The sequence below is a fragment of the Cellulomonas sp. P1_C4 genome (assembly GCF_056406355.1).
In genome coordinates this window covers 37,293-63,122 of record NZ_JBFUAI010000014.1, presented here as the reverse complement: position 1 = coordinate 63,122, position 25,830 = coordinate 37,293, and the positions used below count along the sequence as shown (strand labels likewise).

Sequence of the window (25,830 nt, the reverse complement as noted above, 5' to 3'; positions counted from 1 at the left end):
GCGGTACAACGAGGCATGGCGATGTTCCTGGTCGTGCTCACCCGGTCGGGTCCCGCGTGGGACGCGTCGACGCCGATGGAGGAGCAGCTCGGCTGGACCGAGCACGCGGCGTTCATGGACCGGCTCGTGGAGTCGGGATTCCTGGTGCTCGGCGGTCCCTTGGTCGACGAGATCCGCGTGGTCCACGCCGTGGAGGCCGCCTCGGTCGACGAGGTGCGCGCCATCTTGGCGCGGGACCCGTGGAGCGGTTCGCACCTCGTCGTCGAGACGGTCACGCCGTGGACGATCCGGCTGGACGGTCGGGACCCAGCTCCCGCGTGACGGCGGTCCGCGGGCCGCCTGCGTCGCCKGTGTTGACCGTCCCCGCCAGCTCGACCAGCAGCGCCGACACCTCGTTCTCGGCCCACGGGCAGTGCTCGACGCCGCGCGGGACCACGTACACGTCCTGCGGCCCGAGCACGACGTCGCCGTCCCGCAGCCGGATGGTGAGCGAGCCGGCGACGACGACGAACATCTCGTCGGTGTCGGGGTGGGTGTGCCACACGAACTCCCCGTGCAGCTTGACCACCTTGAGCTCGTGGTCGTTGAACCGAGCGAGCAGGTGCGGCTGCCACGGCTCCAGCACCTGGGCCAGGGCGGAGCCGATGTTGCGCGGCGCGTTCGTCATTCGTCGAGCGTAGGAGTCAGGGGCGGCACGAGCAGGAGCGGGTCGGTCTCGAGATCCACCACCTGCGAGCGCGCCGGCGGGGTGTCGACGGACTCGAACCGCACGGTCGCCTGGTGTCCGCGGACGTGCACCACCCAGCCGCGGCCGAGGCTCGGGTGCTCGACGTCCAGGCCGGGTCGGGCGTTCTCCTCGGTCAGCAGCCCGAGCGTCGCGGGAGCGTCCTCGGAGGGCTCGTCGACGACGACCGGCGCGGGATCGTCGTCGCCCCACGGCAGGGTCAGCTGGGCGTGCGCCGACAGGTTGTGGAACGAGACGCCCAGCAGCCGCACGGAATCGCTGATCCCCGCGGCGCGGGCGGCCTGGTGCGCGGCGGCGCGCAGCTCGGCGGGCTCGGCGGACGGCTGGGGGAGCGTGACCGAGCGGGTCAGCGTGGTGAAGTCGGCGAACCGCACCTTGGCGACGACGGTCCGCGCCCCGCCGCCGTGCGCGGTGAGCCGGCGCAGCGCCTCGTCGGTGACGCGGTCGATCGCCGCGGCGATCAGCTCGGAGCCGAAGATGTCCTCCGCGAACGTGCGCTCGGCGCCGACGGACTTGCGCTCGCCGCCGGGGGCCACGGGCCGCGGGTCGATCCCGCGGGCCAGCCGGAAGAGGTTGACGCCCGACGACTCGCCGACCGTCATCGTGAGGACGTCGAGCTCCTGGCGGCGCAGGTCGGCGACCGTGCGCACGTCGAGCCGCTGGAGCGCTGCGGCTGTCGCGGGGCCGATCCCCGGGACCGCGCGCACGGGCAGGGGGAGGAGGAAGTCGTCCTCGTCGGCGGGCTCGACCACCAGCAGCCCATCCGGCTTGCCGGCGTCGGACGCGAGCTTGGCGACGAGCTTGGTTCGCCCGATGCCGATCGACACGGCCAGCCCGGTGCGCTCCCGGATCCGGGCGCGGACGTCGGCGGCCGCCGCGGCGGGGTCCTCGGCGAACGGACCGGCCTCGAGGTCGACGAACGCCTCGTCGATGCTCAGCGGCTCGATGAGCTGCGAGAGCGTCCCGAGCGTCGCCATGATGATCCGGGAGTAGGCCGAATAGGCCTCGAACCGGGGGAACAGCACGGCGGCGGCCGGGGTGAGCCGGCGCGCGCGGCTCATCGCCATCGCCGAGCGGGCACCCGCGCGGCGGGCCTCGTAGGACGCCGTCGAGACGACGCCGCGCGGTCCGGTGCCGCCGACGAGCACGGGCTTGCCGCGCAGCGACGGCTTGTCGCGCTGCTCGACGGCCGCGAAGAACGAGTCGGCGTCCGCGTGCAGCACGGTCGCCCGGGTGCGCAGGCGCGAGGCGTCGGCGAGCTGCGCGGGGTCCACGCCCCTACTGTGCCTGCCGGAGCCGCAGATCAGGCGACGGCGAGGCCGCCGGTCCGATGGCGCAGCTCGTGCAAGGCGTCGAACAAGATGCGGTTGAAGGCGACCGGTGCATGGGCGTTCACGTCGTGGCCGGCGCGGGGCACCACCGTGAGCCGGGTGCCGGGGCGGGCGTCGCGGTACCGGCGCTCGTCGATCCGCAGAGGGTCGCGGCTGCCGTTGACCAGCCAGACCGGCAGCGCGGTCCGTCGAAGGTCCGCCAGCGGCGAGTAGCCCTTCATCGCGGTGAGCATGTCGGTCACCACGTGCCAGTCCCCACCGCCGAGGCGCAGTGCGCGGGTGACCATGCCGGACGCGCGCCGGTAGGCGCCCAGCGGCTTGCCCTTGATCTCGGTCGAGCAGCCGGCCAGCACGACGCCGGCGACCTTGGTCTCGTTCCGGCGTGCGTACGCGAGGCTCGTGTAGCCGCCGAGGGAGAGCCCGACCAGCAGCGGGGGCTCGGTGCACGAGTCGACGGCCTCGTCGATCGCGTCCAGTGCTCCCGCCAGGCTGAACCGCTCGTGCGAACGTCGGCCGTGCCCGGGCAGGTCGAGCGTGACCGTCGGGTGGCCGGAACGTTCGAGCGCCTCGACCTGTCGCCGCCAGATGGCGGAGGACGTCCGGGTGCCGTGCACGAGCACGATCGGTCGACGGTGGATGGGGTCTCCTCGGTTGGCGGGGCCGGGCGAGCGTACCCAGTCGACCTGGGAGTTCCGTGAGAGGGGGCGTGAAGGGTTCGGTCAGACGTTCGGCGCGCACGCGCCGCTGCCCAGCGCGGCAAGTCCGGCGAGGTCGCCGTTGCCGAAGGTCGAGACGGACGCGGTGGTGCTCGGGTTCATCAGCTGCGAGGGGTCGTCCACGTGGTCGAGACCGACCAGGTGCCCGAACTCGTGGGTGACGATGCCCAGCGCGGTCGCGCGAGTGGCCGGCGCGGCCATCAGCTCGGCCAGGTCGCCGGCGTCGAGCGTCACCGACCCCGTGACGTAGACCGAGAGGCCGGCGCGGGTCACGATGGCGGACCCGCCGATCCCCGCGACGTCGCCGGTCAGGCTCGGGGTTTCCTCGGGCGTCGACCAGGCGACCAGGACGGGCGCCCAGCGCCGTCCGTAGGAGCCGGGCTGGTAGGCGCTGCGGCCCGCGTCGGGCGCCTCGTGCGTCGGGCCGTCGTCGACGAACTGGAGCCCGGTTGCCGCGGAGACGGTGGCGATCGCGGCCGTGAGGAACTCGGCGCCCCCGACCGGGGCGCCGTCGGGTCGCACGACATAGTGGATGGGCCGGCACGGGCTGTACGCGACGGGGCCGGCGCCGTCGGGCTGCATCGACGTGAACGCGAACGAACCCGACGAGGCGGCGGGCACCGCGGGCGGCGCACCCAGCGGGAGCGTCGCCTCCTCGAGGCCGGACGGAGGCCCGAAGACCGTGGCGGTCGACATCCACCAGCGACCTCCCACCAGCAGGCTGGCGACGAGGACCGCGGCGACGAGGAGGAAGCCGATGCGGGGGCCGCGCCGGACGCGGAGGGCCGGGCCGAGGAAGCGCACGGCGCGGTCCTCGAGGGGCCCGCGCGGGCTCGGCAGCAGGGGCGGATAGGGCTCGTCACCGCGCGCGCCGACCCAGGGATTGAGGCCCTGCGGGTCCCCAGCGCTCACCCCGTGCCCTCCAGCCCTCTGCGCGTCGGTGGCCGCAGGATCGCACAAGGGGGCGTGGTCCGCGCGGCTGGGCACGGCCCTTCACGCACGCCATTCACCCGCGAGGCGCAGCAGCTGCGCGCGGTAGCCGCCGCCGAACAGCAGGGCGTGCACGCCGACGGGATACAGCTGGTGCAGCCCGACCCGCCGCTGCCAGCCTGCCCGCAACGGGTGGACCGCGCGGTACCCGGCAAGGACCTCGGCCAGGAACGGCAGCCCGAACAGGGCGAGCATGGCCAGGTCGGTCTCCCGGTGTCCGCCGTGCGCCGCCGGGTCGATCAGCGTCACCCCGTCGGACGTCCAGACCACGTTGCCCGACCAGAGATCGCCGTGCAGGCGCGCCGGCCCGTCGTCGTCGTCGAGCGCACCCGAGCGCAGCCGGTCGGCCACCCGTCGCAGCACGTCCGCGGGCTCCGGGTCCTCCAGCGCGTCGGCGAGCGGGTCGAGCCGGCACTCCGCCAGGAACTCGCCCCAGCCGGCGTAGGAGCCGGAGCGCATCGGCAGCGGCTGGTCGAGCGGTCCGAAGAACCCGTCTCCCGACCAGCCCGCGGGTGGGCTGCCGAAGGCCGGGGCGCCCGCGGCGTGGGTGAGCGCCAGGTCCCTGCCGAACGCGGTCKCGGCGTCGCGGGTGGGCGGCACCGGCACGAGCCGGCGCAGGTCGAGGCCGTCGTCGTGCACGCCGAGCACGTCGACCACGCGCACACCGCCGGCCGCCCGCAACCAGTCGAGGCCGGCCGCCTCGCAGGCGAAGAACCCCGGGGGCGCGCCGGCCCGGCCCTTGCGGAAGACGTCCATCGCTAGCCTCGCTCCGTGGCCGATCCCGTCATCCCTGCGATCCTGCACGACGGTCCCGGGCGCACGCCCGCCGGACGGGCCTGGATCGCGCGGCTGCCCGAGCTGGTCGGCCGGGCCGTCGAGCGCTGGGCCCTGACCCCGGGGGCGCCGTACACGAGCGGCGCGTCGTCGTGGTGCGCGCCGGTGCTCCGCGCGGACGGGTCGCACGCCGTGCTGAAGATCTCCCTCCCGCACGACGAGGCTCGTGCCGAGGCGGTCGCGCTGCGCGCCTGGCACGGGCGCGGCGCGCCCGCGCTGCTCGACGCGGACGCGGCCGACTGGGCACTGCTGCTCGAGCGGGTCGAGCCGGGGACGACGCTCTCGCGGGCTACCGGCACCGCGCAGGAGCGGCTGGAGCGCGGGGCCGCCGTCGCCCGGGTGCTCTGGGCCGTCCCCGAGGTCCCGGACGTCCCGCGGATGGCTGACGTGTGCGCCCGCTGGGCCGACGTCCTGCAGGAGCGTGCGGACGGGCACGAGGTCGACCGCGCGCTCGTATCGCGTGCCGCGGACATCCTGCGCACGCTCCCGGGCACGGCCGGGTCACTCGTCCACGGGGACTTCAACCCCGGCAACCTGCTCGACGCGGGCGACGGCCGGTGGCTCGCGATCGACCCGAAACCGATGCGCGGCGACCCGGCATACGACCTGTGGCCGCTGCTCGAGCAGGTGGACGACCCGTTCGCGCACCCCGACCCGGTCGCGGTGCTGCGCGCGCGGGTGCGGACGGTCGCGGGGGACCTCGACCCCGACCGCATCGCCGCGTGGGGGTTCGCCCGGTCCACCGAGTCGGCGTTCTGGGTCTGGGACGTGCTGGACGACGAGCCCGCGGCGCGGCGCATCCTGGAGCAGGCCGCGCTCTGGGCGCGCCTCGCCGGCTGATCAGATGGAGGCGGTCCCCGGGGCGTGCACGTGCTCGAACACCAGGCTCGTCTGCGTGTGGGCGACCTCGGGCCGGGTGCTGAGGTGCTCGAGCACGAACGCGCGCAGCTCGCGCGAGTCGCGCACCGCGACGTGGACCAGGACGTCATCGACGCCGGCGAGCAGGTAGACATCGCGCACCTCGGGGCGCTGGGCCAACCGATGCGCCACCTCCGCCAGCCGGGCGCGCGCCGCGGCCTGCAGGCGCACGGCGATCATCGCCTGGAGCCCGCGACCGACCGCCTCGGGATCGACCTGGGCGTGGAACCCGCGGAGCACGCCGGACTCCCGCAGCGCCCGGACGCGGGCGTGGCACGTGGACGGCGCGATGCCCGCCGCGGCGGCCAGCTCCTTGTTGGAGATGCGGCCGTCGCGCTCGAGCTCGCTGAGCAGGCGACGGTCCACGTCGTCGAGCTCCACGGCGCCGAACGGCGTTCGACTCGCAGCGACCAGGGGGTGCTGTGCCGAATCCTGAACTGACATTGCGCAAATCTAGCGAATGATCGTCGATCGTCATGCGCTTGCCACACAGGAAGTTCAAGATGCAGGGAAGTGCTGTTGCGAACACGGACGGAGCCCCCCATGAAGGTCGGCATCCCCAGCGAGGTCAAGAACCGCGAGTACCGCGTCGCCCTCACCCCGGCGGGGGTGCACCACCTCGTGTCCTCGGGCCACCAGGTCCTCGTGCAGGCCGGCGCCGGGGCGGGCTCCGCCATCACGGACGACCAGTACACGGCCGCGGGGGCCGACATCGTGCCCGGCGCCGACGAGGTCTGGGGGAGCGCGGACCTCGTCTGCAAGGTCAAGGAACCGGTCGCCTCCGAGTACGGCTACCTGCGCGAGGACCAGGTCCTCTTCACCTACCTGCACCTGGCGGCCGACCGCCCCGCCACCGATGCCCTCCTCGCCGCCGGGACGACGTCGCTGGCGTACGAGACCGTGCAGCTGCCCGACGGGTCCCTGCCGCTGCTGGCGCCGATGAGCGAGGTGGCCGGCCGGCTCTCCACCCAGGTGGGCGCCTACCACCTGATGAAGAACGAGGGCGGGGCCGGCGTGCTGCTCGGCGGGGTACCCGGCGTGGACGCCGCGAAGGTGGTGGTCCTCGGCGGCGGCGTCGTCGGTCGGCACGCGGCGGAGATCGCCGTGGGCATGCGCGCCGACGTGGCCGTGCTCGACCTGTCGATGCCGCGGCTGCGCGACACGGACTCCGCGTTCGGCGGACGGGTCCGCACTGTCGCGTCGAGCGCCTACGCGATCGAGCGCGAGCTGCTCGACGCGGACCTCGTCATCGGTGCCGTGCTTGTCCCGGGAGCCCGCGCGCCGCGCCTGGTCACCAACGAGCTCGTCTCCCGCATGAAGCCCGGCTCCGTGCTGGTGGACGTGGCGGTCGACCAGGGCGGCTGCTTCGAGGACACCCGCGCCACCACGCACGACGACCCGACCTACGCCGTGCACGGGTCCGTCTTCTACTGCGTCGCCAACATGCCCGGCGCGGTCCCCGTGACCTCCACGCTGGCGCTGACCAACGTGACGCTGCCCTACCTGGCGGCGCTCGCGGACCTGGGCTGGCACGGCGCGGTCGATGCCGACCCCGCGCTGGGTGCGGGCCTGACCACGCACGCCGGGCGGCTGTACAACGCCGCCGTCGGCCGGGCGCACGGGTACCGGACGTACGAGGACCGGACGAGCGCGCTGGCGTAGCGTCGGTTCCCATGTCGACGGCGCTGGTCATCGGGGGTACGGGGCAGATCGGCCGGGCCGTGGTGCCCGCGCTGCTGGCGGACGGCTGGGACGTCCGCGTGCTCGCGCGCCACGCCGCCGAGGTCGACGGCGTCGAGGTCGTGTCGGGCGATCGTGGCGACCCGGAGGTGCTCGACAGGGCGCTCGGGCGCGGGGTGGACGTGCTGGTCGACGTCGTCGCCTACGACGACCGGCAGGCGGAGCCCCTGGTCGCGCGGGCCGACCGGATCGGGTCGGCGGTCGTCGTCTCGAGCGCCGCGGTCTACGTCGACGACGTGGGGAACGGGTTCGAGACCGACGAGTTCGCCCGCTTCCCGGTCCCGCTCGACGAGGAGCAGCCGACCGTCGCACCCGGGCGCGAGACCTACGCGACCGGCAAGGTCGCGCTGGAGCAGGCGTGGGCGGCCTCGGCGATCCCGACGACGATCCTGCGGCCCGGCGCGATCCACGGCGCCGGGTGCCGCCAGCCGCGGGAGTGGTTGTTCGTCAAGCGCGCGCTCGACGGGCGCGACGTGCGGGTGCTCGCGTACGACGGCGAGAGCCGGTTCGCGACGACCGCCGCGACGGTGCTCGGCGAGCTCGTGCGGCTCGCGGCCGCGCGCCCGGCCGACCGGGTGCTCAACGCGGCCGACCCGAGGACGCTGACGGTCGCGGAGGTCTCCGCCGCCGTCGACGCCGCGATGGGCGTCAGCCCGGCGTACGTGATGCTGCCCGGCGCCCCCGAGGGCGACCTCGGCAGCACGCCGTGGACCGTTCCCCACCCGGTGGTGCTCGGCATGACCCGGGCCCGTGTCGAGCTCGGGTACGCCGCGCCGGGCCACTACGAGGACACCGTCCGCGCCTGCATCGACTGGCTGGTCGACCAGGCGTCGCGCGGGGACTGGCGCGAGGCGTTCCCCGGCTTCGCCCGGATGGACCCGACCGACAGCTTCTTCGACTACGCCGCGGAGGACGCGTTCCTCGCCCGCAGGTCGTGACGCGCGGCGGGCCCACCGGTCGGCGATGATGTCCGCCATGAATCCGAGCGACCTCGCCGCCGACAACCCCTTCGGCGTGCCGTCCACCCTCCCGTACGGCCTGCCCGACCACAGCCGGATCCGGGAGGAGCACTACCGCCCGGCCCTGCTCGCCGGCATGGCCCAGCAGCGGACCGAGATCGAGGCGATCGCGACCGACCCGGACGCGCCGACCGTCGAGAACACGCTCGAGGCGCTCGAGCGCTCCGGCCGGCTGCTCCACCGGGCCGCGACCAGCTTCTACAACCAGTCCAGCGCGGACTCCACGCCCGGACTCGAGGCCGTCGAGGAGGAGATCGCGCCCCTGTTCGCGGCCCACACCGACGCGATCTACCTGGACGCCCGGCTGTTCGCACGCGTCGCGACGCTGCAGGCGGACGTCGACTCGGGCGCGCTCGAGCTCGAGCCCGACACCGCGTGGCTGCTGCACCGGACGCACACGCAGTTCGTGCGCGCGGGCGTGGGTCTCGACGGGACGGCGCAGGACCGGCTGCGCGCGCTGAACGGCGAGATCATGAGCCTCGAGACCGCGTTCGGCCGCGACCTGCTGGCGGCGACGAACGCGGCGGGCGTGCTGATCACCGACGAGAGCGACCTCGACGGCCTGGCCGAGGACGCCCGCGCCGCCGCGGCGAAGGCGGCCCGCGACCGCGGTCACGAGCAGGGGTGGTTCCTCGAGCTCGTGCTGCCCACCCAGCAGCCGCCGCTGGCTGTCCTGCGCAACCGTGCCGTGCGCGAGCGCGTCTTCCGGGCGTCGGCCGGGCGCGGCGCGGGCGGCCCGCACGACACGCGCCCGGCCCTGCTGGGTCTGGCCCGCAAGCGCGCCGAGCGCGCCCGGCTGCTGGGGTACCCGCACCACGCCGCCTACATCGCGGCGGACGCGACCGCGAAGACCGCCGAGGCCGTCGCCGACATCCTCGAGCGGCTCGCGCCGGTCGCCGTCGCCAACGCGCGGACCGAGGGCACGGACCTCGCCGAGGCGCTCGACCGCGACCACCCCGGAGCCACGCTGGAGCCGTGGGACTGGTCGTTCTACGCGGAGCAGGTCAAGAAGGAGCGGCGCTCGCTCGACGACGCGCTGCTGCGGCCCTACCTCGAGCTCGAGCGCGTGCTCGCGGACGGCGTGTTCCGGGCGGCCACCGCGCTGTACGGGATCACGTTCGCCGAGCGCCACGACCTCGTGGGCTACCACCCGGACGTGCGCGTCTTCGAGGTCTTCGACGAGGACGGCGCCGGCCTCGGCCTCTTCCTCGGCGACTGGTGGACCCGCGAGTCCAAGCGGGGCGGCGCCTGGATGAACAACCTCGTGGACCAGTCGACGCTGCTCGACGAACGACCGGTCGTCGTCAACAACCTCAACATCCCGAAGCCGCCCGAGGGCGAGCCCACGCTGCTCACGTGGGACGAGGTCATCACGCTGTTCCACGAGTTCGGGCACGCGTTGCACGGCCTGTTCTCGGCCGTGCGCTGGCCGTCGCAGTCCGGCACCGAGGTGCCGCGCGACTTCGTCGAGTACCCGTCGCAGGTCAACGAGATGTGGGCGTGGGACCCGTCGATCGTCCGCGCGTTCGCGCTGCACCACGAGACGGGCGAGCCGATGCCCACCGAGTGGGTGGACACGCTGCTCGCCGCGCGGCAGGACGGCGAGGGCTTCGCGACGACGGAGTACCTGGCCGCGGCGCTTCTCGACCAGGCCTGGTACCGGCTCGCGCCCGACGAGGTCCCGACGGACGTCGAGGACGTCGAGCCGTTCGAGGCCGCCGCGCTCGAGCGCGCTGGCGTGGCCTATGCGCCGGTGCCTCCGCGGTACCGGACCACCTACTTCAACCACGTGTTCGGCGGCGGCTACTCGGCCGGGTACTACTCGTACATCTGGTCCGAGGTGCTCGACGCCGACACGGTCGAGTGGTTCCGCGAGAACGGTGGCCTGCTGCGGACCAACGGCGACACGTTCCGGGCGCGGCTGCTGTCGCGCGGCGGTTCGCTCGACCCGATGCAGGCGTTCCGCGACCTGCGCGGCCGGGACCCGCTGATCGACCCGCTGCTGGCGCGCCGCGGCCTGCTCGGGGCGGCCTCGGACCCGGCCTGAACGCGCCGGTGAGCACGTGCCGGGGGCCGGTACGGTGGACGGCATGCCCGTCACGCACCCGGCCTCCGGCACGCCCGCCAGCAGCTCCCTGACCGCGCAGGACGAGGTCGTGCAGATCTGTCGCGACCTCATCCGGATCGACACGTCGAACTACGGCGACGACTCCGGACCGGGGGAGCGCGCGGCGGCCGAGCACGTCATGGGCCTTCTCACGGAGGTCGGGCTGGACCCGGAGCTGTTCGAGAGCACGCCGGGCCGGGCCAGCGTCGTCGTGCGGCTGGAGGGCGAGGACCAGACCCGCCCGGCACTCGTGCTGCACGGGCACCTCGACGTGGTGCCCGCGCGCGCCGACGACTGGTCGGTGGACCCGTTCGGCGCCGAGGAGCTCGACGGCCTGGTCTGGGGCCGTGGCGCCGTCGACATGAAGGACATGGACGCGATGATCCTGTCCGTCGTCCGGCAGATGGCCCGCGAGGGTCGCAAGCCGGCGCGGGACGTGGTCGTCGCCATGTTCGCCGACGAGGAGGCCGGCGGGACGCTCGGGGCGCGCTGGGCGGTCGACCACCGGCCGGAGCTCTTCGAGGGCGCGACCGAGGCGATCAGCGAGGTCGGCGGGTTCTCCGTCGACGTGGACGGGCGGCGCGCGTACCTGCTCCAGACGGCCGAGAAGGGCCTGTCGTGGATGCGGCTCGTGGCCGACGGCCGCGCGGGCCACGGCAGCCAGGTGAACACCGACAACGCGGTCACCCACCTGGCCGAGGCCGTCGCCCGGCTCGGCCGGCACGCCTGGCCCCTGCAGCTGACGCCCACCGTGCGCGCGCTGCTCGAGGGCGTCGCCCAGCTCACGGGCCTCCCGTTCGACCCGGAGGACCCGGAGGCCGTCGACCGCCTGGTCGCCGCGCTCGGGCCGGCGTCGAAGTTCGTCGGCGCCACGCTGCGCAACACCACCAACCCGACGCAGCTCGCCGCGGGCTACAAGGCGAACGTCATCCCGGGCGGCGCAGAGGCGACCGTCGACGGCCGGTTCCTGCCGGGGCTCGAGGACGAGTTCGCGCGCACCGTCGCCGACCTCGCGGGCGAGCACGTGCGGATCGAGCGGCTGCACCACGACACCGCGCTCGAGGTGCCGTTCTCGGGTGACCTCGTCGACCGCATGGTCGAGGCGCTCGTGGTCGAGGACCCCGACGCGACCGTGCTGCCGTACACGCTGTCCGGCGGCACGGACAACAAGTCGCTGTCGCGCCTCGGCATCCGCGGCTACGGGTTCGCCCCGTTGCGGCTGCCCGCCGACCTCGACTTCGCCGGCATGTTCCACGGCGTCGACGAGCGCGTGCCCACCGACGCCCTGCGCTTCGGCACCCGCGTCCTGGACCGCCTCCTGCGCACCTGCTGACCGGCCGGGTCCGGGCTGTCGGTCCTCCGGGTCAGTCGGGGAAGGACGTCTCCGCGAGCGTGCTGCGCACGCGGATGACCTTGCGCCGCAGCCAGACCTTCCGCTCGCCGCCCGCGAACAGCAGCGTCCGAGACAGCTCCCAGCGGCCCAGCTCCGCCTGCTCGGTCAGCATCCGGCGGGCGTCGTTGCGCGAGGTCGTTGCCGGGATCCGGAGCACGCGGTACTCGTACTGACCGCCCTGCGCGACCCAGTCAGGCCGCTTCGTCCTCGTCTGTCCGTCTGCCATCGACCACCCCGTCCCGCGCGGTCCGCGCCTACGTCCCGATGCTGTTCCGATGCTGACTTATAGCCCCAGTGCCGAAGAACCTTACGCGCTGCCATTGTGCCTCGCGGGAGGCTACGGTCGTCGCATGACCGTCGACCCGCGTGCCGCGCTGGACCGCCTGATCGCAGCCCTCGAGGCCCACTACACCGCCGTCGCCGCGCCGCACGGCGAGGACGACCCGGCGGTCGACGACGCCTACGACATCCTGGCGGACGCGTTCGAGGTGTACGACGACGCACTGGGCACCGTGCACGGCGAGGCCACGCCGTTCTACCTCGCCGAGGAGGACGACGACGAGGACGAGGACGACGAGGACGACGAGGACTACGACGACGCGGACGTCGACGACCTCGCTGACGAGGCCACTCGTTAGAACCGCTCGGGGTACCCGAGGCTCGGGGCGCTGACCTCGTCGAGCGCCTTGCGCAGCTCGTCGGGCAGCACCAGGTCCTGGGCCGCGATCGACGCCCGCAGCTGCACGGCCGTCCTGGCCCCGACGATCGCCGAGGCGACGCCGCGGCTCTGCACCCACGCGAGCGCGACCTCCAGCGGGGTGCGCTCGAGGCCGTCGGCAGCCGTCGCGACCGCCTCGACGATCGTCGCCGACGCCCGCGCGAGGTAGGGCTCGACGAAGCCCGCGAGGTGCGGCGAGGCGGCCCGCGAGTCCGCGGGGATGGTGCGGCGGTACTTGCCGGTGAGCACGCCCCGACCCAGCGGTGACCACGCCAGCACGCCGACACCCAGGGCGACGGCCGCGGGCACCACCTCGCGCTCGATCCCGCGCTGCAGCAGCGAGTACTCCGCCTCGACCGCCGTGAGCCCGACCTCGCCCTCGAGCAGGCTCGCCGCGCGAGCCACCTGCCAGCCGGCGTGGTTGGACAGGCCGACGTAGCGGGCGCGCCCGCTGGTCACCGCGAGGCGCAGGGCGGAGACCGTCTCGTCGAGCGGGGTCCGGGGGTCGGGGGTCTGGACGAGCCAGAGGTCGACGTGGTCGGTGCGCAGGCGGCGCAGCGAGCCGTCGAGCGAGGCGAGCAGCCCGCCGCGGGACGCGTCGACCACGCCGCCCGAGCTGGTGCGGCGGATCCCGGCCTTGGTGCAGAGCACGACCTCGTCGCGCGGGACCACGTCGTCGAGGAGCTCGCCCAGGAGCTCCTCGGCGCCGCCGTCGGCGTAGGAGGCGGAGGTGTCGATCAGCGTGCCGCCGGCGTCGGTGAAGTCGCGCAGCTGCTCGGTCGCGTCGTGCTCGTCGGTGTCGCGGCTCCAGGTCATGGTGCCGAGCCCGAGCCGGGAGACCCGCAAGCCGGTGCGGCCCAGGTGGCGCTGTTCCATGAGGCGCAACACTAATCGGCAGCCGCCTGTCATCTGCGGCAACGCACCCCGGCTATCGTTCCCGTCGTGACAGACGCCATGGGACTGGGTGAAGCGATCCTCTTGGGGCTCGTGCAGGGGTTGACCGAGTTCCTCCCGGTCTCGTCGAGCGCGCACCTGCGCATCGTCGGCGAGCTCATCGGGTCCACCGACCCCGGCGCGGCGTTCACCGCCATCACCCAGCTGGGCACCGAGACCGCGGTGATCCTGTACTTCCGCCGCGACATCGCGCGGATCGCCTCCGCCTGGTGGCGCGCGCTGCGCGGCGACCCCGGGTCCGACTGGCGGTCCCGCGCGGGCATGCCGGCCGGGCAGCCCTCCGACCACGACGCGCTCATGGCGTGGTTCATCGTGCTGGGCTCGCTGCCGATCGTGATCCTCGGCCTGGCGTTCCAGGACGCGATCGAGCAGACGTTCCGCAACCTCTGGCTCATCGCCCTGACGCTGGCCGGGTTCGGCCTGGTGCTCGGCTGGGCCGACAAGCGCGGGGCCAAGCAGCGCGAGCTCACCGAGCTGACGGGGCGGCACGCCGTCCAGTTCGGCTTCTGGCAAGCGCTCGCGCTGATCCCCGGCGTTTCCCGGTCGGGCGGCACGATCACCGGCGGGCTCCTCATGGGCTACACCCGCGAGGCGGCCGCGCGGTACTCGTTCCTGCTGGCGATCCCGGCCGTGTTCGGCTCCGGCCTGTTCCAGCTGGCCAAGAGCGTCGACGACTTCGGGAAGGGCGGCACGCCCGGGTTCTTCCCGACGCTCGTCGCGACGCTCGTGGCGTTCGTCGTCGGCTACCTGGTCATCATCGTCTTCCTGAAGATCGTCTCGACCTTCAGCTACAAGCCGTTCGTGTACTACCGGCTCGGGCTCGCCGCACTCGTGGTGATCCTGCTGCTCACGGGCGTGCTCGACGCGAACAGCGCGCCGACCACGTAGCCGTCACAGCCAGCCCGAGCGGCGGAACAGCCGGTAGAGCGTGACGCAGATGGCGCCCATCGCGAGGATGGCGAGCGGGTACCCGTAGGTCCAGTCGAGCTCGGGCATGTGCTCGAAGTTCATGCCGTAGATGCTGGCGACGAGGGTCGGCGCCGCGGCGATCGCCGCCCACGACGAGATCTTGCGGACGTCCTCGTTCTGCCGCACCGACACCTGCGACAAGTGCACCGAGAGCATGTCGCTGAGCAGGTCGTCGTAGCCGTCGAGGTGCTTGTCCAACCGGTCCACCCAGGCCTCCGCCCGGCGCAACCAGGGCTGGGACTGGCGCTGGCCCGGCGCCTCCTCGGCCTCGGCGATCAGCTCGGGCAGCACCGAGGTGACCGGGCTGAGGGCGCGGCGTGCCTCGGCGATCTCGCGCTTGAGGTCGTAGATCATCTCGAGCGGGTTGTCGTGCCGCGCGGTGGAGAACACGAGGCGCTCGGCGTCCGCGACGGCGTCGCCCAGGCCTATCTCGACGTCTGAGGCCTCCGCGACGAGGGTGAGGACCACGGCGGCGACGACCTGGTGGACGCCCTCGTCGGGCACCGGGAACCCGCCGGTCAGCTTGGCGATGGCGCGGTCGAGGACTCCCGCGTCGCCCAGCTCGGCCATGAGGACGACGTCCTTGCCGACGACGCTGGTCAGCGCCCCCGTGTGCACGTCGTGCGTGGCCTCGACGTAGGACAGCGTCGGCGTGGTGAGGATGAGCTCCCCGTCCGGCGAGCGGTCGAGCCGGGCACGCTGGGCGTGGTTCGGGGCCGGCGGGTGGGCGCCCGGGATGCGGTGCTCGAGCAGCGCGATCGCGTGCTCGCTGATGCCGTGCCGTCGCGCCGCGTCTGGCAGGTCGTCCATCGAGACGATCACCCAGCGCGCCCGTCGGCTCCTCGCACCGGGCTCGGCGCGCTCCCAGCCGCCGTCCGACGTCTGCACGCACACTCGTTCGTCCGGCTGGGTCAGGGGCTCGGTACTCACCCCGGCATTGTGGACCTCGGCGCTGTCAGATGCCGGGACGCCGTTAGGCTTCCGCCGTGCTCACCTGGCCGACCCCCTACATCCCGCAGATCCCCGGACGTGGCCTCCCGGTCCAGGTGCGCGACTCCTCGACCGACCGGATGGTCGTCGCCGCGGCCGGACCGGACGCCACGCTGTACGTCTGCGGCATCACCCCGTACGACGCCACCCACCTGGGTCACGCCGCCACGTACATCGCGTTCGACGTGCTCGGGCGCGCGTGGCGCGACGCCGGTTACCGCGTGCGGTACGCCTCGAACGTCACCGACGTCGACGACCCGCTGCTCGAGCGCGCCGCCGCGACCGGCGTCGACTGGCGCGACCTGGCCGCCGAGCAGACCGCGCTGTACGCCGAGGACATGACCGCCCTGGCGGTCGTCCCGCCCGACGTCTACTCCGGCGTGGTCGAGGTCATCCCGTCCGTCGTCGACGCCGTCGAGGTCCTGCTGGCCGCCGGCGCCGCGTACCGCGTGCCGACGCCCGAGGCGCTCGACGGATCCGACGACGGACTGGGCGACGTGTACGCCGACCTCACCGCGGACGTCGACTTCGGCGCTGTCGCGGGGCTGGACGACGACACGATGCGCGCGCTGTCGAGCGAGCGCGGCGGTGACCCCGACCGGCCCGGCAAGAGGGCGCCGCTTGACCCGCTCTTGTGGCGCCGGGAGCGCGCGGGGGAGCCGGCCTGGGACGGCGGTTCGCTCGGCCGCGGCCGGCCCGGATGGCACATCGAGTGCGCGGTCATCGCCCGCGACGCCCTCGGCCTGCCGTTCGACGTCGAGGGTGGCGGCTCGGACCTGTTGTTCCCGCACCACGAGATGAGCACGTMGCACGCCCGCCTGCTCGACTCCGGGCACGGCGCGCGCGTGCACCTGCACACCGGCATGGTCGGTCTCGACGGCCACAAGATGAGCAAGTCCCGCGGCAACCTCGTGCTGGTCTCGCGACTCCGGGAGCAGGGCGTCGACCCCATGGCCATCCGGCTGGCCATCCTGGCCCACCGCTACCGCGACGACTGGGACTGGACCGACGACGGGCTGGTCGCGGCCCAGGAGCGGCTCGAGCACTGGCGGCGCTCGGTGTCCGGCAACGGCGGACCCGACGCCGACAGCACCCTCGCAGCCGTGCGCGCGGCCCTCGCCACCGATCTCGACACCCCCGCGGCGCTCGCCGCGATCGACGCGTGGGCGGACCTGGCGCTGGCCGGCACCGCCGACCCCGTCGAGGGCGCCCCGGGCATCATCGGCCGCCTGCTCGACGCCCTCCTGGGCATCCGCCTGTAGCCGACGCGGGGCGCGCCGGACCGGCCGCTCGCCGGCAGCCGTCGCTCCCTGACGTCCGCACATCCCGTCGCCCAGGCGCTCGATTCCGCGGACGTCAGCGAGCACTCACCGCGTGCGTCCGCGGATTCGAGCGTCGGGACGACCTCATCTGCGGACGTCCGAGCAAGCGCCGCTTACGTCCGCACATCCGGTCGTCCCGGCGACCGAATCTGCGGACGTCGGCGAGCGCTGTTGCTTGCGTCCGCACGTTCGAGCGTCCAGGCGACCAAATCTGCGGACGTCCGAGCAGAGGGAGGCTGGGGGCCGCCGTTGCTCGGACGTTGGCCGGGCAGGCGGGAGGACGTCCGAGCGGATGGAGGTCAGGGGCCACGTTTGCTCGGACGTTGGCCGGGGTAGGCCTGGACGTCCGAGCAGAGGGAGGTCAGGGGCCACGTTTGCTCGGACGTTGGCCGGATGGGCGGGAGCACGTCCGAGCGGATGGAGGTCCGGGGCCACGTTTGCTCGGACGTTGGCTGGGTCAGCCGCCGGTGCCCTTGTCGCGGCGGCGCAGGTAGCGCTCGAACTCCTGCGCGATCGCCTCGCCGCTGGCCTCGGGCAGGTCGGCCGTGTCCTTGGCCTCCTCGAGCTGGTGCACGTACTCGCCGATCTCCGAGTCCTCGGCGGCGAGCTCGTCGACGCCGTGCTGCCAGGCGGCGGAGTCGTCGGGCAGCTCGCCCAGGGGGACGGGCTCGCCCAGCAGCTGCTCGATCCGGTGCAGGATCGCCAGCGTCGCCTTGGGGGACGGCGGGTGCGCGACGTAGTGGGGCACGGCCGCCCAGAGCGACATCGCCCGCAAACCACGCGCGGCGGCCTCGTGCTGGAGGACGCCGACGATCCCCGTCGGACCTTCGTAGGTGTTGGGCTCGAGCCCGAAGATGTCGCGGACGTCCGCGTCCTCGCTCGTCGCGTTCACCGGGATCGGCCGCGTGTGCGGCACGTCGGCCAGGAGCGCGCCGACCGTGACCACCGCGTCGACGCCGAGGCCGGCGGCGATGTCGAGCAGCTCGGTGCAGTACCGGCGCCAGCGCATGGACGGCTCGATGCCGTGCACGAGAACCACGCGGCGACCGCTGATCGGAGCGGTGGCCACCGCGACGGCGGTCGTCGGCCACGTGATCTCGCGGCGACCGTCCGGGCCGGGCCCGACGACGGGGCGGTTGACCTGGAAGTCGTGGTACTCCTCGGGGTCGAGCTCGTCCACCTGCTCGGCGTCCCACACCTCGTGCAGGTGCTCCAGCGCCTGGGTGGCGGCCGACCCGGCGTCGTTCCACCCCTCGAACGCAGCGAGCAGCACGGTCTCGCGGGCGGGGAGGTCGGCCGGTGGGGTCTCACTCATCGCCTCAGCGTATTGCGCGGGGCAACGCCTTCCCCGCACGGCACCGCTTCGAGCGCGTCGGAGGCACGCCGCAGCCGGCTCGTACGATGGACCGATGCCCCGCACCTTCACCGACCTCGCCGTGCCGACCGCCGTCCTGTGGGACATGGACGGCACGCTGATCGACACCGAGCCGTACTGGATGGCCGCCGAGACCGAGCTGGTCGAGGCGCACGGTGGCCTGTGGTCGCGGCAGGACGGCCTGGCTATGGTGGGCAACCCGATGCATGTGGCGGCCGAGGCGCTGCGTGGTCGCGGCGTCGACCTCCCGGACGAGGAGATCGCCGACTTCCTCAACACGCGGGTCGCGGCGGGGGTCGCCGCCGGGATCCCGTGGCAGGAGGGCGCGCAGGAGATCCTCGCCGCGCTGCACGGCGCGCGTGTGCCGATGGCGCTGGTGACGTCCTCGTTCCGCACGCTGGCCGAGCCGTTCGCGGCCGCGGTCGGGCTCTTCGACGTGGTGATCAGCGGCGACGAGGTGACGCGCCCCAAGCCCGACCCCGAGCCGTACCTCGTGGCCGCCCAGCGGCTCGGCGTCGACATCGCCGACTGCGTGGCCGTCGAGGACTCCCACTCGGGGATCGCCTCGGCCGTCGCGTCGGGCGCCCGGGTGGTCGCGGTCGAGGTGATGCAGGCGGTCACGGCGCGGCCGGGGCTGAGCCGCGTCGCGTCGCTGGCGGACCTCACGCTGGCCGACCTCGCCCGGATCGGTCGTGGCGACGTGCTGGACCTGCGCCGCGCGAGCTGACCGCTCAGGCGGCCGGGACGACGCCGATCGACCGTTCGACCGCACCCGCGGGGATCTCCGGCGGCGTGCCGCCGAACGCGGGGCAGAGCGCCTTGAACGAGCACCAGTCGCACAGCTTGGACGTCCGCGGACGCCAGTCACCCGTCCGGGCCGCGTCCTCGATGCCCGCCCAGATGGACCGGACCCGGGCCTCGATGGTGGCCATCTCCGGCTCGGTCGGCTCGTGCGTGAGCACGACGCCGTCGCCGAGGTACTCGAGCTGCAGACGCTTGGGCAGCACGCCGCGCGTGCGCCAGATGACGTAGGCGTAGAAGCGCATCTGGAACAGGGCCGAGCTCTCGAAGCCGGCGCGCGGGGACCGGCCGGTCTTGTAGTCGACCACCCGGACCCAGCCGTTGGGGGCGACGTCGACGCGGTCCACGATGCCGCGCAGCTGGGGGCCGCCCTCCTCGAGCTCCGTCGACACCATGAGCTCGCGCTCCCGGGGCTCGATGCGGGTGGGGTCCTCGAGCGTGAAGTACGTGGCGAGCAGCGCCTCGGCGCTGGTCAGCCACTCGGCGAGGTCCGCGGGCTGCGCGAACAGCTCGGCGACGTCCGGGTTGCGCTCGAGGAGCGTGGCCCACTGGTCGGGCAGGAGCGCGTGGGCCGCGGCGAGGGTGCGCTCGGCGGCCGGGAGGTCGAAGAGGTGCTCCAGCACGGCGTGCACGAGCGTGCCGCGGGCGGCGGCCGAGCTGGGCGGCTCTGGCAGGCGGTCGATGACGCGGAACCGGAACAGCTGCGGGCACTGCAGGAAGTCGTTGGCGCGCGACGGGGACAGCCCGGGACGCGACGGCGGGCGCTCCGTCGCGGCCTGCTCGACGGCGACCTCGACCAGCTCCTCGACGGCGTCGTCGGCGCTCGCCCCGGGGTTGGCGGGGGCGTCGGGGATGTCCTGGTCGAGGTGCTGCACTGTCACGTGGTCGAGCGTAGGCGCCGCCGCCGACACGACCGGTCATCGACCCACGGACGGAGACCTACGCTGGGCCGGTGAGCGACACCCGACCCCCGGCCCGGCGATCCTCCGGCTGGGTGATCGGCCGGGCGGTCGGTGCGCCCATCATCCTGGCCCCGAGCTGGCTGATCGCCGCGGTCGTGCTGACGCTGATCTTCGCGCCGAGCGTGCGGGCCCGTTCCGAGAACCTCGGCGCGCTGGTCTACGTGGTCGCGCTCGGCTTCGTCGTCCTGCTGTTCGCCTCCGTCCTGGTGCACGAGCTCGCGCACGGGCTGATGGCACGCGCGCGGGGGCAGCAGCCCCGCGAGTTCGTCCTGACGCTCTGGGGCGGCCACACCGCCTTCGGCGGCGCGACACCGACGCCGGCCAGCAGCGCGCTGATCGCGGTCGTCGGACCGATCGCGAACCTGCTGCTCGCGGCGGGGTTCTTCGCGCTGGCCCGGCCCGTGGACTCGGTGAGCCTGGTCGGGCTGCTCCTGTGGTCCGGCTGTCTGACCAACGCGTTCGTCGGGTTCTTCAACCTCATCCCCGGTCTGCCGCTCGACGGCGGCTACCTGCTCGAGGCGGCCGTGTGGGCCGTGACCAAGAACCGGCACACGGGCACCGTCGCGGCAGGATGGGTCGGGCGCCTCGTCGCGGTCGCCGTCTTCGCCTGGGCGCTGCTGCTGCCGCTCATGCAGGGGCGCCAGCCGGACATCTTCGACGTGGTGTGGGCCGCCCTCATCGGGGCGTTCCTCTGGTCGGGTGCGTCCGCCGCCGTGCGAGGGGGGCGCTCGCAGAAGGCCGTCGGCCAGCTGACGTTGGCCACCGTCGGGCGGCGCGCGGTCGGCGTCGGGCACACCGAGTCCATCGCGCACGCGGGTGCCCTGGCGGCGGCGGCGGGGGCCGACGAGGTCGTGATCCTCTCGCCGGACGGCCGACCGGCCGCCTACGTCGACCGCGTGGCCGCGGCCTCGGTCCCCGCCGACGTCGCCGGCACCACGCCGGTCACCGCCGTGGCGGTCCCGCTGCCGGTCGGCGCCGTCGTGGACGGCACGCTCGTCGGGCAGGCGCTCGTCGCGGCCGTCGGTCGGGCGACCGAGCACTCGCCGGTCGTGGCGGCGGTGGTGGACGGTCGGGTGGTCGGCCTGGTTCGGGCGATGGACGTCGTCGCCGCCATCCGCTCCTAGACTCGGGGACCGTGAACCCCGACCAGACGTCCACCGGGGCCGCGCAGCGTCGCGGCCTCTTCCGCGCGGGCGACCGCGTGCAGCTCACCGACCCGCGCGGCCGGCTGCACACGATCACTCTGGCCGAGGGAGCCTCGTTCCACACGCACCGCGGCTACCTGAGCCACGACCTGCTGCTCGGCCAGCCGGAGGGCTCCGTCGTGCGCAACACCTCCGGCATCGAGTACCTCGCCGTGCGTCCGCTGCTCGCCGACTACGTGCTGTCGATGCCGCGCGGCGCGGCCGTCGTGTACCCCAAGGACTCGGGCCAGATCGTGGCGATGGCCGACATCTACCCGGGTGCCCGGGTGATCGAGGCCGGCGTCGGTTCGGGCGCGCTCACCATGTCGCTCCTGCGCGCCGTCGGCGACGGCGGGTCCCTGCACTCCATCGAGCGGCGCGAGGACTTTGCGGCGATCGCGCGCGGCAACGTCGAGGGCTTCTTCGGCGGCCCGCACCCGGCGTGGGAGCTGTCCGTCGGCGACTTGTCCGACGTCCTGCCGACGGTGGCCGAGCCCGGCAGCGTCGACCGCGTCGTGCTGGACATGCTGGCGCCGTGGGAGAACCTGGACGCGGTGGCCGACGCCCTCGCGCCCGGCGGTGTCTTCATCTCCTACGTCGCGACGACGACACAGCTGTCGCGGCTGGCCGAGGACATCCGGACCGACGGTCGGTACACCGAGCCCGAGGCGTGGGAGTCGATGGTGCGCGGCTGGCACCTCGAGGGGCTGGCCGTGCGCCCGCAGCACCGGATGATCGGGCACACCGGCTTCCTGCTCACCACGCGCCGGCTCGCGGACGGGGTCGACGCCCCGCAGCGCCGCCGTCGGCCCGCGAAGGGCGCCTACCCGGTGGCTCCCGACGGTGCCCCCGCCGTGGACGACGCCGAGCTCTGGTCGCCCGAGGCGATGGGGGAGCGACTGGTCTCGGACAAGAAGCTACGCCGCGCGCGCCGCGACGTCGGCCAGGCCCCTGCGACGAACCCGCCCCTGGAGTCCTGAGCCGGAGCGCACGCGTGGTCAGCATCTGAGCCGGTCCGCGCGCGTCGTGCGTCGACGGTTGACACTGGTGGTTAGGGTCGTCGGACCAGCAGGCACAGCGCGGTGCACGGTGGGAACGGAGTGACGACCACGCACGACGCGGAACGGAGGCCGACGAGATGACCGATCCGGCTGCCCCTGGGCGGGACCTGCACCGAGAGCTGGCCGTGCTGGCCGCGAAGAACGAGCGCCTCAGTGACGCGCTCGTCGCGGCCCGCGAGCAGATCATCGACCTCAAGCGCCAGGTGGACGACCTGGCCAAGCCGCCCGGCACGTACGCCACGTTCCTCGGCTCGCGCGCGGACGGCACGGTGGACATCGTGTCGTCGGGCCGCAAGATGCACGTCGGGTCCAGCCCCTCGCTCGACGTGTCGACCTTGCGCCCCGGCCAGGAGGTCATGCTCAACGAGGCCCTCACGGTCGTCGAGGCCGGCGGGTACGAAGAGGTCGGCGAGCTGGTCACCGTCAAGGAGCTGCTCGGCGCGGACCGCGCGCTCGTGGTCGGCCGCGGCGACGAGGAGCGCGTCGTGCGCTTCGCCGGGCAGGTCAGGGACGCGCACGTGCGCATCGGCGACGCCCTGACCATCGACTCGCGCAGCGGCTTCGTGTTCGAGGTGATCCCGCGCGCCGAGGTCGAGGAGCTGGTGCTCGAAGAGGTGCCGGACATCGACTACGCCGACATCGGTGGCCTCGGGCCGCAGATCGAGGCCATCCGCGACGCGGTCGAGCTGCCCTTCCTGCACCCCGAGCTGTTCCTCGAGCACGGGCTCAAGCCGCCGAAGGGCGTGCTGCTCTACGGTCCGCCCGGGTGCGGCAAGACGCTCATCGCCAAGGCGGTGGCGCACTCGCTGGCGGCGACCGCGGCGGCCGCGCGCGGCGAGAGCACCGCGGACACCAAGAGCTTCTTCCTCAACGTCAAGGGCCCGGAGCTGCTCAACAAGTACGTGGGCGAGACCGAGCGGCACATCCGGCTGATCTTCGCCCGGGCGCGCGAGAAGGCGTCGCAAGGGCACCCGGTCGTCGTCTTCTTCGACGAGATGGAGTCGCTGTTCCGGACCCGCGGCACGGGCGTCTCCAGCGACGTCGAGACGACGATCGTGCCGCAGCTGCTCAGCGAGATCGACGGCGTCGAGCGGCTCGAGAACGTCATCGTCATCGGCGCCTCCAACCGCGAGGACATGATCGACCCCGCGATCCTGCGGCCCGGTCGGCTCGACGTGAAGATCAAGATCGAGCGCCCCGACGCCGAGGGTGCACGCGAGATCTTCGGCAAGTACCTCGTGCCGACGCTGCCCATCCACCCCGACGACATCGCGGAGCACGGCGGGTCGGCGAGCGCCGCGGTCGAGGCGATGATCACCCGCGTCGTCGAGCGCATGTACACCGAGAGCGACGAGAACCGTTTCCTCGAGGTCACGTACGCCAGCGGTGACAAGGAGGTCCTCTTCTTCAAGGACTTCAACTCGGGGGCGATGATCCAGAACGTCGTCGACCGCGCGAAGAAGTCGGCGATCAAGGACTTCCTCAGCAGCGGCCAGCGCGGCATCCGCGTGGACCACCTGCTCACCGCGTGCGTCGACGAGTTCCGCGAGAACGAGGACCTGCCGAACACGACCAACCCGGACGACTGGGCGCGCATCTCCGGCAAGAAGGGCGAGCGCATCGTCTTCATCCGCACGATCGTGCAGGGCAAGAAGGGCGCGGAGGGCTCGCGCACCATCGAGAACGTCACGAGCACCGGTCAGTATCTCTAGGCAGGGCGCGCGCGCTCGGGCACGGTCACGGGACCCTAGGGTGGTCACGTGACCGTGCGCCGCGTGATGGGGATCGAGACCGAGTACGGGATCCTCCAGCCCGGACGCCCGCTGGCCAACCCGATGCTCCTGTCGAGCCACGTGGTCGCCGTGCACGCCGCGGCCCGCGAGGGTGCGCGCACCAAGGCCCGGTGGGACTACGACGACGAGGACCCGCTGCACGACGCCCGGGGCTTCCACCTGCAGCGCGCGTCCGCCCACCCGTCGCTGCTGACGGACGACCCCGCCGTGCCGGCGCCGTCCGGTGACGGGCCGCAGGCCCTGCCGAGGGCCACTGCCGAGGAGTACGAGGATCCCGGCGCGGCCAACGTCATCCTCACCAACGGCGCCCGCCTGTACGTCGACCACGCGCACCCGGAGTACTCGTCGCCCGAGGTCACCAACCCGCTCGACGCGGTGCGCTGGGACCGGGCGGGGGAGCGCGTGATGCTCGCGTCGGTCCGTGCGCTGGCATCCACCGCGGCCCTCCCGGACGTCGCGCTCTACAAGAACAACGTGGACGGCAAGGGCGCCACCTACGGCATGCACGAGAACTACCTGGTCGACCGGGCGGTCCCCTTCAACGACCTCGCGGCGCGGCTGATCCCGTTCTTCGTGACCCGTCAGGTGTTCACCGGTGCGGGTCGGGTGGGGCTCGGGCAGCGCGGCGAGGAGCCCGGGTTCCAGCTGTCCCAGCGCGCGGACTACATGGAGGCCGAGGTGGGTCTCGAGACGACGCTGCGCCGGCCGATCATCAACACCCGCGACGAGCCGCACGCGGACCCGGACCGCTGGCGGCGGCTGCACGTCATCATCGGCGACGCGACGATGCTCGAGGTGGCCACGTACCTGCGGCTCGGCACCACGTCCCTGGTGCTCTGGCTGATCGAGCGGGCGGTCGCCGACGGCGGTGCCGGCGGCGCGCTCGCCGCGATCGACCGCCTCGTCCTGCGCGACCCGGTGCAGGCGGTCCACCTGGTGAGCCACGACCTGACGCTGACCACGAGGCTCGAGCTCGCCGACGGGCGCCGGCTCACGGCCCTGGAGGTCCAGCGGGAGTACCTCGACGCGGTGCGGGGCGCGCTGGCACACGTGGGTGACGAGCCGGACGCGCAGACGACGGACGTCCTCGATCGGTGGGCGTCGGTCCTCGACCGGTTGGGGACCGACCCGGCGTCGTGCGCGCGCGAGGTCGAGTGGCTGGCCAAGCTCCGGCTGCTCGAGGGCATGCGGCGCCGTGACCGGCTCGCGTGGGACCACCCGCGCCTCGCCGCGATGGACCTGCAGTGGTCCGACGTGCGGCCCGAGCGCGGCCTGTACCACCGGCTGGTCCAGGCGGACGCGGTCGAGCTGCTGGTGAGCGCCGAGCAGGTGGCCGAGGCCGTCCTGCACCCGCCGCGGGACACCCGGGCCTACTTCCGCGGCGAGGCCGTCGCGCGGTACGGCGGCGAGATCTCCGCGGCGAGCTGGGACTCGGTCGTGTTCGACGTGCCGGGTGCCGCGACGCTCCAGCGGGTCCCGATGCGCGACCCGCTGCGCGGGACGTACGCGCACGTCGGGGGCCTGCTGGACCGCAGCCCCGATGCCGCGTCGCTGCTGGAGGCGCTGGGCGCGTGACGCCCGGCGCCCGGCTGCCGCGGTTCGGTGGGGGAGTTCCGTCCGCACCGTGGGCGGGGGGACCGGGAGCGTCGGAAGATGGGCCTAGGGTGGGCGTCAGCACGTCGTCGGCACTCCGGGGAGGTCACCATGGCTGGTCAGGAACACGTTCGCCCGCGCCGCGAGGACGCCGAGCCGGATGACGGCCCCGACACCCCGGCCCCGGCGGCACCGAGCGCTCAGGCCCGGGACGCCGAGGTCGACGCGCTCCTCGACGAGATCGACGACGTCCTCGAGTCCAACGCCGAGCAGTTCGTGCGCGGATTCGTGCAGAAGGGCGGTCAGTGAGCGCCG

General features: G+C 73.6%; 26 protein-coding genes. 15 read left to right on the top strand and 11 right to left on the bottom strand.

What is annotated here, in order from left to right; all coding sequences use genetic code 11:
* The first annotated feature begins 15 nt into the window (after positions 1 to 15).
* A complete protein-coding gene (locus tag AC1DYZ_RS12750; protein ID WP_477065560.1) occupies positions 16 to 321 on the top strand; it encodes a YciI family protein in 306 nt (101 codons plus the stop codon).
* Here AC1DYZ_RS12750 and AC1DYZ_RS12745 read toward each other — a convergent pair.
* The 5 genes from AC1DYZ_RS12745 to AC1DYZ_RS12725 all read right to left on the bottom strand — a co-directional run bounded on the left by AC1DYZ_RS12745 (position 272) and on the right by AC1DYZ_RS12725 (position 4,538).
* Positions 272 to 667: a cupin domain-containing protein gene (locus tag AC1DYZ_RS12745; RefSeq protein ID WP_477065559.1), complete on the bottom strand. Its 396-nt coding sequence runs from the start codon at positions 665 to 667 to the stop codon at positions 272 to 274. The genes AC1DYZ_RS12750 and AC1DYZ_RS12745 overlap by 50 nt on opposite strands.
* Entirely contained in the window at positions 664 to 2,019 is a 1,356-nt protein-coding gene (locus AC1DYZ_RS12740; protein WP_477065558.1) for a DNA polymerase IV, read from the bottom strand. The genes AC1DYZ_RS12745 and AC1DYZ_RS12740 overlap by 4 nt, the downstream gene beginning before the upstream one ends.
* 29 nt (positions 2,020 to 2,048) lie before the next feature.
* Positions 2,049 to 2,696, bottom strand: a complete 648-nt coding sequence (locus AC1DYZ_RS12735; protein WP_477065557.1) for an alpha/beta fold hydrolase — start codon at positions 2,694 to 2,696, stop codon at positions 2,049 to 2,051.
* 99 nt (positions 2,697 to 2,795) lie between these two features.
* Complete coding sequence (locus AC1DYZ_RS12730) at positions 2,796 to 3,704, bottom strand: matrixin family metalloprotease (protein ID WP_477065556.1); 909 nt, start codon at positions 3,702 to 3,704, stop codon at positions 2,796 to 2,798.
* Positions 3,705 to 3,785: 81 nt separating this feature from the next.
* Positions 3,786 to 4,538 carry a fructosamine kinase family protein gene (locus tag AC1DYZ_RS12725; RefSeq protein ID WP_477065555.1) on the bottom strand — a complete coding sequence of 251 codons (753 nt, stop codon included), beginning with the start codon at positions 4,536 to 4,538 and terminating at the stop codon, positions 3,786 to 3,788.
* Between the two features lie 15 nt (positions 4,539 to 4,553).
* On the opposite strand from AC1DYZ_RS12725, the gene AC1DYZ_RS12720 reads away from it, so the two are divergent.
* A complete protein-coding gene (locus AC1DYZ_RS12720; RefSeq protein ID WP_477065554.1) occupies positions 4,554 to 5,456 on the top strand; it encodes an aminoglycoside phosphotransferase family protein in 903 nt (300 codons plus the stop codon).
* On the opposite strand, the gene AC1DYZ_RS12715 is transcribed toward AC1DYZ_RS12720, so the two are convergent.
* On the bottom strand, positions 5,457 to 5,978 hold the full coding sequence (locus AC1DYZ_RS12715) for an Lrp/AsnC family transcriptional regulator (RefSeq protein ID WP_477065553.1): 522 nt from the start codon (positions 5,976 to 5,978) through the stop codon (positions 5,457 to 5,459).
* A gap of 99 nt (positions 5,979 to 6,077) precedes the next feature.
* Between AC1DYZ_RS12715 and ald the strand changes: the two genes are divergently transcribed.
* From ald to AC1DYZ_RS12695, 4 genes are read left to right on the top strand one after another with little or no spacing between them, the layout of a single operon-like run.
* Complete coding sequence (gene ald / locus AC1DYZ_RS12710; protein WP_477065552.1) at positions 6,078 to 7,196, top strand: alanine dehydrogenase; 1,119 nt, start codon at positions 6,078 to 6,080, stop codon at positions 7,194 to 7,196.
* A gap of 11 nt (positions 7,197 to 7,207) precedes the next feature.
* Entirely contained in the window at positions 7,208 to 8,212 is a 1,005-nt protein-coding gene (locus AC1DYZ_RS12705; protein ID WP_477065551.1) for an NAD-dependent epimerase/dehydratase family protein, read from the top strand.
* Between the two features lie 37 nt (positions 8,213 to 8,249).
* Positions 8,250 to 10,340, top strand: a complete 2,091-nt coding sequence (locus AC1DYZ_RS12700) for a M3 family metallopeptidase (RefSeq protein WP_477065550.1) — start codon at positions 8,250 to 8,252, stop codon at positions 10,338 to 10,340.
* 43 nt (positions 10,341 to 10,383) lie between these two features.
* The gene (locus tag AC1DYZ_RS12695) at positions 10,384 to 11,733 is read left to right on the top strand and encodes a M20/M25/M40 family metallo-hydrolase (RefSeq protein ID WP_477065549.1); all 1,350 of its coding nucleotides are present in this window, start codon (positions 10,384 to 10,386) and stop codon (positions 11,731 to 11,733) included.
* Between the two features lie 31 nt (positions 11,734 to 11,764).
* Here AC1DYZ_RS12695 and AC1DYZ_RS12690 read toward each other — a convergent pair whose 3' ends face one another.
* Positions 11,765 to 12,019, bottom strand: coding sequence for a DUF5703 family protein (locus AC1DYZ_RS12690; protein WP_456824379.1), 255 nt, complete (start codon positions 12,017 to 12,019; stop codon positions 11,765 to 11,767).
* A 124-nt stretch (positions 12,020 to 12,143) separates the two neighbouring features.
* On the opposite strand from AC1DYZ_RS12690, the gene AC1DYZ_RS12685 reads away from it, so the two are divergent.
* Complete coding sequence (locus tag AC1DYZ_RS12685; RefSeq protein WP_456824380.1) at positions 12,144 to 12,431, top strand: primosomal protein; 288 nt, start codon at positions 12,144 to 12,146, stop codon at positions 12,429 to 12,431.
* On the opposite strand, the gene AC1DYZ_RS12680 is transcribed toward AC1DYZ_RS12685, so the two are convergent.
* A complete protein-coding gene (locus tag AC1DYZ_RS12680; RefSeq protein ID WP_477065548.1) occupies positions 12,428 to 13,387 on the bottom strand; it encodes an aldo/keto reductase in 960 nt (319 codons plus the stop codon). The two genes, AC1DYZ_RS12685 and AC1DYZ_RS12680, sit on opposite strands and share 4 nt — an antisense overlap.
* 78 nt (positions 13,388 to 13,465) lie before the next feature.
* Between AC1DYZ_RS12680 and AC1DYZ_RS12675 the strand changes: the two genes are divergently transcribed.
* Positions 13,466 to 14,353, top strand: a complete 888-nt coding sequence (locus tag AC1DYZ_RS12675) for an undecaprenyl-diphosphate phosphatase (RefSeq protein ID WP_477065629.1) — start codon at positions 13,466 to 13,468, stop codon at positions 14,351 to 14,353.
* Positions 14,354 to 14,356: 3 nt separating this feature from the next.
* Here the strand turns inward: AC1DYZ_RS12675 and AC1DYZ_RS12670 are convergent, their stop codons facing one another.
* Complete coding sequence (locus AC1DYZ_RS12670; RefSeq protein ID WP_477065547.1) at positions 14,357 to 15,364, bottom strand: CorA family divalent cation transporter; 1,008 nt, start codon at positions 15,362 to 15,364, stop codon at positions 14,357 to 14,359.
* 56 nt (positions 15,365 to 15,420) lie between these two features.
* On the opposite strand from AC1DYZ_RS12670, the gene mshC reads away from it, so the two are divergent.
* A complete protein-coding gene (mshC, locus tag AC1DYZ_RS12665) occupies positions 15,421 to 16,686 on the top strand; it encodes a cysteine--1-D-myo-inosityl 2-amino-2-deoxy-alpha-D-glucopyranoside ligase (protein WP_477065546.1) in 1,266 nt (421 codons plus the stop codon).
* Between the two features lie 517 nt (positions 16,687 to 17,203).
* On the opposite strand, the gene AC1DYZ_RS12660 is transcribed toward mshC, so the two are convergent.
* A complete protein-coding gene (locus AC1DYZ_RS12660; protein WP_477065545.1) occupies positions 17,204 to 18,061 on the bottom strand; it encodes a PAC2 family protein in 858 nt (285 codons plus the stop codon).
* Between the two features lie 94 nt (positions 18,062 to 18,155).
* Between AC1DYZ_RS12660 and AC1DYZ_RS12655 the strand changes: the two genes are divergently transcribed.
* Positions 18,156 to 18,848 carry an HAD family hydrolase gene (locus tag AC1DYZ_RS12655; RefSeq protein WP_477065544.1) on the top strand — a complete coding sequence of 231 codons (693 nt, stop codon included), beginning with the start codon at positions 18,156 to 18,158 and terminating at the stop codon, positions 18,846 to 18,848.
* Between the two features lie 4 nt (positions 18,849 to 18,852).
* Here AC1DYZ_RS12655 and AC1DYZ_RS12650 read toward each other — a convergent pair whose 3' ends face one another.
* Positions 18,853 to 19,722, bottom strand: a complete 870-nt coding sequence (locus AC1DYZ_RS12650) for a RecB family exonuclease (RefSeq protein ID WP_477065628.1) — start codon at positions 19,720 to 19,722, stop codon at positions 18,853 to 18,855.
* Between the two features lie 152 nt (positions 19,723 to 19,874).
* On the opposite strand from AC1DYZ_RS12650, the gene AC1DYZ_RS12645 reads away from it, so the two are divergent.
* The 5 genes from AC1DYZ_RS12645 to AC1DYZ_RS12625 all read left to right on the top strand — a co-directional run bounded on the left by AC1DYZ_RS12645 (position 19,875) and on the right by AC1DYZ_RS12625 (position 25,824).
* Positions 19,875 to 21,008 carry a site-2 protease family protein gene (locus tag AC1DYZ_RS12645; protein WP_477065543.1) on the top strand — a complete coding sequence of 378 codons (1,134 nt, stop codon included), beginning with the start codon at positions 19,875 to 19,877 and terminating at the stop codon, positions 21,006 to 21,008.
* Positions 21,009 to 21,019: 11 nt separating this feature from the next.
* On the top strand, positions 21,020 to 22,048 hold the full coding sequence (locus tag AC1DYZ_RS12640; RefSeq protein WP_477065542.1) for a tRNA (adenine-N1)-methyltransferase: 1,029 nt from the start codon (positions 21,020 to 21,022) through the stop codon (positions 22,046 to 22,048).
* A gap of 158 nt (positions 22,049 to 22,206) precedes the next feature.
* Positions 22,207 to 23,841, top strand: a complete 1,635-nt coding sequence (gene arc, locus AC1DYZ_RS12635; protein ID WP_477065541.1) for a proteasome ATPase — start codon at positions 22,207 to 22,209, stop codon at positions 23,839 to 23,841.
* 48 nt (positions 23,842 to 23,889) lie between these two features.
* On the top strand, positions 23,890 to 25,497 hold the full coding sequence (dop, locus tag AC1DYZ_RS12630; RefSeq protein ID WP_477065540.1) for a depupylase/deamidase Dop: 1,608 nt from the start codon (positions 23,890 to 23,892) through the stop codon (positions 25,495 to 25,497).
* A gap of 129 nt (positions 25,498 to 25,626) precedes the next feature.
* Positions 25,627 to 25,824, top strand: coding sequence for a ubiquitin-like protein Pup (locus tag AC1DYZ_RS12625; RefSeq protein ID WP_456824390.1), 198 nt, complete (start codon positions 25,627 to 25,629; stop codon positions 25,822 to 25,824).
* Positions 25,825 to 25,830: the final 6 nt, after the last annotated feature.